7 protein-coding genes are annotated in these 7,424 nt (G+C 71.7%); 2 read left to right on the forward strand and 5 right to left on the reverse strand.

Annotated elements, in window-relative coordinates; all coding sequences use genetic code 11:
* Window positions 1-225: 225 nt before the first annotated feature.
* The 3 genes from B072_RS0103860 to B072_RS0103870 all read right to left on the reverse strand — a co-directional run bounded on the left by B072_RS0103860 (window position 226) and on the right by B072_RS0103870 (window position 3,360).
* Window positions 226-1,866: a phospho-sugar mutase gene (locus B072_RS0103860; RefSeq protein WP_018528611.1), complete on the reverse strand. Its 1,641-nt coding sequence runs from the start codon at window positions 1,864-1,866 to the stop codon at window positions 226-228.
* Window positions 1,867-1,904: 38 nt separating this feature from the next.
* Entirely contained in the window at window positions 1,905-2,729 is an 825-nt protein-coding gene (locus B072_RS0103865; protein ID WP_018528612.1) for a purine-nucleoside phosphorylase, read from the reverse strand.
* Between the two features lie 193 nt (window positions 2,730-2,922).
* Complete coding sequence (locus B072_RS0103870; protein WP_018528613.1) at window positions 2,923-3,360, reverse strand: gamma-glutamylcyclotransferase; 438 nt, start codon at window positions 3,358-3,360, stop codon at window positions 2,923-2,925.
* A gap of 107 nt (window positions 3,361-3,467) precedes the next feature.
* Between B072_RS0103870 and B072_RS0103875 the strand changes: the two genes are divergently transcribed.
* Entirely contained in the window at window positions 3,468-4,916 is a 1,449-nt protein-coding gene (locus tag B072_RS0103875; protein ID WP_026245423.1) for an NAD(P)H-quinone dehydrogenase, read from the forward strand.
* A gap of 223 nt (window positions 4,917-5,139) precedes the next feature.
* Entirely contained in the window at window positions 5,140-6,063 is a 924-nt protein-coding gene (locus B072_RS0103880) for a DeoR/GlpR family DNA-binding transcription regulator (protein WP_018528615.1), read from the forward strand.
* A gap of 99 nt (window positions 6,064-6,162) precedes the next feature.
* Here B072_RS0103880 and B072_RS0103885 read toward each other — a convergent pair whose 3' ends face one another.
* Window positions 6,163-6,711, reverse strand: a complete 549-nt coding sequence (locus B072_RS0103885; protein ID WP_051127088.1) for a TetR/AcrR family transcriptional regulator — start codon at window positions 6,709-6,711, stop codon at window positions 6,163-6,165.
* 253 nt (window positions 6,712-6,964) lie between these two features.
* A partial coding sequence (locus B072_RS0103890) for a biotin/lipoyl-containing protein (protein ID WP_026245424.1) occupies window positions 6,965-7,424 on the reverse strand: 460 nt, incomplete at its 5' end.

The following is a 7,424-nucleotide window of genomic DNA, read 5'->3' on the forward strand; positions in this document are numbered from 1 at the left end:
TCCTGCGGGACGGGGACGAGCGGTGGCGGGGGCAACGTTCCCGTCGCCCCCGCCACCTGTTGCCGCACATTCCGTCAACTGCCCGGAAGGAATCACCCGGTCGAGGGACCTATCGGCCCCCGACCGCCCACTCAAGCCGGGTCCGCCCACTCAAGCCGGGTCCGCCCACTCAAGCCCCTCCGGCGATTGAGGAGCGGGGCCCGGGGCGGAGCCCCGTGACCTCAGCTAGATCCCGGCCGCACGAGAAAGATCCCGCTTGAGAGCCGAGAGAAGCTCGACCCCCCGCTCCCGGGCGGAGCCCAACGCGTCCCGGTCCGCCACCGGCACCACGACCTCCAGGTAGCACTTCAGCTTCGGCTCCGTGCCGGACGGGCGCACGATGACCCGCGCCCCGTCGAGCGTGTACCGCAGCCCGTCGGTCGGCGGCAGACCACCGGCGCCCTGCGACAGGTCCTCGGCCGACGTCACCGCGAGACCGGCAAGGACCGCCGGAGGCTCCTCGCGCAGGCGGCGCATCGCGTCGGCGATCACCGACAGGTCCTCGACGCGCACGCTCAACTGGTCGGTGGCGTGCAGCCCGTGGGCGAGCGCCAGATCGTCCAGCGCGTCCAGCAACGTACGGCCCTGCTCCTTGAGCGCGCTCGCCAGCTCGGTGACGAGCAGCGCGGCCGTGATGCCGTCCTTGTCGCGCACGCCCTCGGGGTCGACGCAGTAGCCCAGCGCCTCCTCGTAGCCGTAGCGCAGGCCCTCGACGCGGGCGATCCACTTGAAGCCGGTCAGCGTCTCCTCGTACGGGAGCCCCGCGGACTCGGCGATCCGGCCGAGCAGCGACGACGACACGATCGACTCGGCGAGCACGCCGCTCACCCCCCGGCGCACCAGGTGCGCGGCGAGCAGCGCGCCGACCTCGTCGCCGCGCAGCATCCGCCACCCGGAACCGTCCGCGACCGCCACCGCGCAGCGGTCCGCGTCCGGGTCGTTGGCGATGATCAGGTCCGGCCGCGCGGTACGGGCCGTCGCGAACGACAGGTCCATCGCGCCCGGCTCCTCCGGGTTCGGGAACGCGACCGTCGGGAAGTCCGGGTCGGGCTCGGCCTGTTCGGCGACGAGCACCGGCTCGGGGAAGCCCGCGCGGGCGAAGGCGGCCAGCAGGGTGTCCTTGCCGACGCCGTGCAGGGCCGTGTAGACGGTGCGGGCGGTACGCGCGGAGCCGGGTGCCAGCACGGCGTCCGTACGCGCCAGATAGGCGTCCAGGACCTCGTCGCCGAGCGTCTCCCAGCCGCTGTCCGGGCGCGCCACGTCGTCGAGCGAGGCGACCGCCGCGATCTCGGCGGCGATCTCCGCGTCGGCGGGCGGCACGATCTGGGAGCCGTCGCCGAGGTAGACCTTGTAGCCGTTGTCGCGCGGCGGGTTGTGCGAGGCCGTGACCTCGACGCCGGCCACCGCGCCCAAGTGCCGTATGGCGAAGGCCAGTACGGGGGTGGGCAGCGGGCGGGGGAGCACCGCGGCACGCAGCCCGGCGCCGACCATCACCGCCGCCGTGTCGCGCGCGAAGTCCGCCGACTTGTGGCGCGCGTCGTAGCCGATGACGACCAGCCCGTCGCCGTCGCCCCGCGCCTTCAGGTACGCGGCCAGGCCCGCCGCCGCGCGGATCACGACCGCGCGGTTCATCCGCATCGGGCCCGCGCCCAGCTCGCCGCGCAGACCGGCCGTGCCGAACTGCAGCGTCCCGGCGAAGCGCTCCCCGAGAGCGTCGAGATCCCCGCGGTCGATGAGCTCGGCCAGCTCCTCGCGGGTCTCCGGGTCGGGGTCCTCCGCCAGCCAGGTCTTCGCCCGGTCGAGCAGTTCGCTGCCAGTTACGGTCACGGTTCGTTTCCTTTGGACGTCGGTCGTACGGGTGCGGCTCAGAGCCGGTCGAGTACCCGGGTCAGCAGCTCGCCCATGCGGACGGCGGAGTCACGGCCGGCCTGGAGGACCTCTTCGTGGTTGAGCGGCTCGCCGGACAGGCCCGCCGCCAGGTTCGTCACCAGGGAGATGCCGAGCACCTCCGCGCCCGCCTCACGGGCCGCGATGGCCTCGAGGGTGGTGGACATGCCGACCAGGTCCGCGCCGAGGATGCCGGCCATGCGGACCTCGGCCGGGGTCTCGTAGTGCGGGCCGGGGAACTGGGCGTACACGCCCTCCTCCAGCGTCGGGTCGATCTCCTGGCACAGCTGGCGCAGCCGCGGCGAGTACAGGTCGGTGAGGTCGACGAAGTTCGCGCCGACGATCGGCGACGTCGCCGTCAGGTTGAGGTGGTCGGAGATGAGGACCGGCTGGCCCGGGCGCATGCCCTGGCGCAGGCCGCCGCAGCCGTTGGTCAGCACGATGGTCTTGCAGCCCGCGGCGGCGGCGGTGCGCACGCCGTGCGCGACGGCGGCGACGCCGCGGCCCTCGTAGTAGTGGGTGCGGCCCAGGAAGACCAGGGCGCGCTTCTGGCCCACCTGGTACGAGCGCACCTTGCCGCCGTGGCCCGCCACCGCGGCGCCGGTGAACCCGGGCAGCTCGGTGAAGGGGAACTCGGCGGCGGGCGCGCCGAGCGCCTCCGCGGCGGGCGCCCAGCCGGAGCCCATCACGAGGGCGACGTCGTGGGTCTCGGCACCGGTCAGCTCGCGCAGGCGCGCGGCGGCGGTGTCGGCGGCGGCGTAAGGGTCGCCCTGGATGTGGTCCGGAGTAACAGATGCGTTCACGCGCTTGAGAGTAGCCGCTCACGTCCTACGCGCGTAGATGTCGATGGTCCCGGGATTGCGATCGTTGTCTTGTCGTTTCCGACGAAGCCGCTCCGCTCGGGGTGCGGGACATTCGCGCTGCGGGCCGGTGGGGCTTCTCGCGCAGTTCCCCGCGCCCCTGAAGCGAGCTTCGCTCGCCCAGGGGCCCGACGGCTCAGCAGGGGCGCTTGCGGAGCTCCATCACATAGTCGTGCGGGGCACCCGCGGATTCCGCCGCGTCGGCGATCTCGCCGAGGTAGCGCGCGGAGGGGAGGCCGCCCTCGTACCCGTTCAGTACGTACACCCAGGCGGGCTCCTCGCCCTCCAGGGTGTCGATGCGGACCCGCATCCGCCGGTATATGTCGAGGCCGACACCCTCCCAGCGGTCCATCGAGTCCTCGTCCATGGGAGCGATGTCGTACAGCGCGACGAAGACCTGTGAACGCGGCGCCTCCACGATGGTGGCGAGCGAGCCCTCCCAGCCCATCTGCTCGCCCCCGAACGTCAGTCGCCAGCCGTTCAGCCAGCCGGTCGCGCGCAGCGGCGAGTGCGGGGCGCGGCGGGTCATCAGCCGCGCGTCGAGGTTGCCGGCGTACGCGGCGTAGAGCGACATGGGTCCGAGGGTACGACAGGGACGGCAGAGGGCCGGGGCAAAGCCCGTACCAGGTGCGACCCGGAGCGCCCACCCCGGCAGGGCGCCGGATTGTTGGGTGCGGGACAATGGGGCATGTGACTCGGATCGTGATCATCGGTGGCGGACCTGGCGGATACGAGGCGGCACTGGTGGCCGCCCAGCTCGGCGCGGAGGTGACCGTCGTCGACTGCGACGGTCTCGGCGGGGCGTCGGTGCTCACCGACTGCGTGCCGTCGAAGACTCTGATCGCCACGGCCGAGGTGATGACCACCTTCGACTCTTCGTACGAGGAGTTGGGGATCATCGTCGAGGACGACACCCCGGACCCGGACTCCCCGGCCCGTGTCGTCGGCGTCGACCTCGGCAAGGTCAACCGCCGTGTGAAGCGCCTCGCGCTCGCCCAGTCCCACGACATCACCGCCTCCGTCACGCGCGCGGGCGCCCGCGTCCTGCGCGGCCGGGGCCGTCTGGAGGGCCAGCAGGACCTCGACGGCTCCCGGAAGGTCGTCGTCACCGCCGCCGACGGCAAGGAGGAGACCCTCACCGCCGACGCCGTCCTCCTCGCGACCGGCGGCCACCCCCGCGAGGTCCCCGACGCGCAGCCCGACGGCGAGCGGATCCTCAACTGGACGCAGGTGTACGACCTGGACGAGCTCCCCGAGGAGCTCATCGTGGTCGGTTCCGGTGTCACCGGCGCCGAGTTCGCCGGCGCGTACCAGGCGCTCGGCTCGAAGGTCACCCTCGTCTCGTCCCGCGACCGCGTGCTGCCCGGCGAGGACCCGGACGCCGCCGCCGTCCTGGAGGACGTCTTCCGGCGCCGCGGCATGAACGTGATGGCCCGCTCCCGCGCCGCCTCCGCCAAGCGCGTCGGCGACCGCGTCGAGGTCACCCTCTCCGACGGCCGCACCATCTCCGGCACGCACTGCCTGATGGCGGTCGGCGCGATCCCCAACAGCGAGGGGCTCGGCCTGGAGGGCGCCGGGGTCCGCGTGAAGGAGTCCGGTCACATCTGGACCGACAAGGTCTCGCGCACGACCGCTCCTGGTGTGTACGCGGCCGGGGACGTGACCGGAGTCTTCGCTCTCGCCTCCGTGGCCGCGATGCAGGGGCGCATCGCGATGTACCACTTCCTGGGTGACGCGGTGGCGCCGCTCAACCTGAAGACGGTGTCGTCGAACGTCTTCACCGACCCCGAGATCGCGACCGTCGGCGTCTCGCAGGCCGACGTCGACAGCGGCAAGTTCGACGCCCGTGTCGTGAAACTGCCGCTGCTGCGCAACCCGCGCGCCAAGATGCAGGGCATCCGGGACGGCTTCGTCAAGATCTTCTGCCGGCCGGGTACGGGCATCGTGGTCGGCGGAGTGGTCGTCGCACCGCGCGCTTCGGAACTGATCCACCCCATCTCGATCGCGGTCGACAACAATCTGACGGTCGAGCAGATCGCGAACGCGTTCACCGTGTACCCCTCGCTGTCCGGATCGATCGCCGAGGTGGCGCGCCAGCTGCACACGCGGAAGATCGCCGAAGAGGGCTGACCTCGGTCGTTCGGAAGCCCAACTCCCTTGTGGTGACGGTGAGTTGCGGACCATGCGGGGGGCATAGGCGCGGCGGGTAGGCACCCGGTCCGCGCCTATACCACTTCCAGGGGTCCTGCATGAACAGAATCTGTAATTCGGCGCAAACTGCTGAAAGCAGACGGTCGTTGGGGTTACTGTCAGTTTCGTGTTCGCTGCAGAACGTCGTCAATTGATCCTCGAAATGGTGCGAGCCAACGGGGCGGTATCGCTCCGGGAACTCGCCCGCGTCGTCCAGACCTCTGAAGTGACCGTACGGCGGGACGTGCGCGCACTGGAGGCAGAAGGACTCCTCGACCGCCGACACGGCGGTGCGGTATTGCCGGGCGGATTCACGCGGGAGTCCGGCTTTCCGCAGAAGTCACATCTCGCGACCGCAGAGAAGACGGCCATCGCCGATCTCGCCGCGGGTCTCGTCGAAGAGGGCGAGGCCATCGTGGTGGGCGCGGGGACGACCACGCAAGAGCTGGCCCGCCGGCTCGCGCGTGTGCCGGGCCTGACCGTCGTCACCAATTCCCTTCTGGTGGCCCAGGCGCTGGCGCATGCCAACCGCGTCGAGGTCGTCATGACCGGTGGCACGCTGCGGGGTTCCAACTACGCGCTGGTGGGCAGCGGGGCCGAGCAGTCCCTTCAGGGCCTGAGAGTCTCGCGGGCGTTCTTGTCCGGGAGCGGTCTCACGGCCGAGCGGGGTCTGTCCACGTCCAACATGCTCTCGGCGTCCGTCGACCGGGCCCTGGTGCAGGCCGCCGCCGAGGTGGTGGTCCTCGCCGATCACTCCAAGCTAGGTACGGACACCATGTTCCAGACAGTGCCCACGGATGTGATCACGCGCCTCGTCACCGACGAGCCGCCCGCCCATGACGACCGCGCCGCGACCGAGTTGCAGGCGCTGGCCGACCAGGGTGTGCAGATCGCCGTCGCGGGCGCGGGGGCGGCGTCCGCCGGGGGCGGTGATTCCGTCCCGGCGCGGCAGTCGCGCCGGGATGTTCCCCTCCCCGGGCAGCGCCGAGGCCAACTTCCCGGCAACGGTCACCCGTTGCGGAGCGCGGCTTCCATGGACCCCGGCCCCGAGCGTTCCGCGAGGGTGGCGGATCTGCGGCGCCGCTGAGTCCCTCCGGCGTTTGAGGAGCGGGGTCCGGGGCGGGGCCCCGGGGCCGGTTGCCGGGTGCGCGTCTCGTCGTGGCTGGTCGCGCAGTTCCCCGCGCCCCTAGGGCGCGGTGATTCCCCGGAGAGTCAAGCGCAGCAGACGGTCCGCCAGATCCGGGTCAGACGGAGTCTCCTCCGCGGCGAGCGCGATCGCGTTCGTCAGCTGCAGCAGGTCCGTGATGGAGACGTCCCCGCGCACCGCGCCGGACTCCTGGGCCCGCGACAACAGCGCCTGCCCCGCCTCACGCATCGGTGTGCTGCACCGGGCGAGCGCCGAACTCGTGTCCTGGGACGCCGTCATGAGGGCGCGCGACAGGCCCCGGTACTCGCTCGCGTGCGTGATGATGTCGCGCAGCCACGCCACGAGCGCGGAACACGGCTGGGGAGCGTCGAGCAACGCCCGGGAGCGGGCGAGCAGTTCGGCCACGGCCTCCTCGAAGACGGCGCTGAGCAGAGCGTGCCGGTTCGGGAAGTGCCGGTACAGCGTGCCGATGCCGACTCCGGCGCCCCGGGCCACATCCTCCAGGGACGCCCCCGTGCCGTGCTCGGCGAACGCCTTGCGGGCCTGGACGAGCAGCCGCTCGTAGTTGCGGCGCGCGTCCGCCCGCATGGGACGGGCACGATCGAGCTCGGTCTCGGACGACAACGGGCCTCCCTGGGTGGACGACAGGACCGCGGGCGCTTCAAGGATGCCTGATCGCTCCGGAGCGGCGGTGCGGGTGGTGGCGTGTGTGCGGGTCCGGTGGAGGCTGGTCGCACGGTTCCCCGCGCCCCTGCTTTCTCAGCGATGCGCGAGGGCCCGCCGACCATTCGGGTCGGCGGGCCCTCGGTGCAGCTCGGGGCAGGACGTCAGATGTCAGACGTCAGTCCTTGATGTCGCAGATCGCGGCGCCGGAGGTCAGGGAGCCGCCGACTTCGGCGGACAGGCCCTTGATGGTGCCGGACTTGTGTGCGTTCAGGGGCTGTTCCATCTTCATGGCTTCGAGGACGACGATGAGGTCGCCTTCCTTGACGTCCTGGCCTTCCTCGACGGCGACCTTGACGATGGTGCCCTGCATCGGGGAGGCGAGGGTGTCGCCGGAGGCGGCCGGTCCGGACTTCTTGGCGGCGCGGCGCTTGGGCTTGGCGCCCGCGGACAGTCCGGTGCGTGCCAGGGACATGCCCATNCCGGCGGGCAGGGAGACCTCCAGGCGCTTGCCGCCGACCTCGACGACGATGGTCTCGCGGTCGCCGTCCTCGTCCTCGCCGTCGGCGCCGGCCGGGGTGAACGGCGCGATGTCGTTGACGAACTCGGTCTCGATCCACCGGGTGAAGATGGTGAAC

Origin of the sequence: Streptomyces sp. HmicA12, assembly GCF_000373565.1 — a bacterium.
Lineage (GTDB): Bacteria > Actinomycetota > Actinomycetes > Streptomycetales > Streptomycetaceae > Streptomyces.

Excerpts from the sequence above, each read along its gene's own strand:
- B072_RS0103880 (WP_018528615.1), top strand. The coding sequence starts at position 5,140 with ATGGTGCGAGCCAACGGGGCGGTATCGCTCCGGGAACTCGCCCGCGTC.
- B072_RS0103885 (WP_051127088.1), bottom strand. The coding sequence starts at position 6,711 with ATGCGGGCGGACGCGCGCCGCAACTACGAGCGGCTGCTCGTCCAGGCC.
- B072_RS0103870 (WP_018528613.1), bottom strand. The coding sequence starts at position 3,360 with ATGTCGCTCTACGCCGCGTACGCCGGCAACCTCGACGCGCGGCTGATG.
- B072_RS0103875 (WP_026245423.1), top strand. The coding sequence starts at position 3,468 with ATGGGGCATGTGACTCGGATCGTGATCATCGGTGGCGGACCTGGCGGA.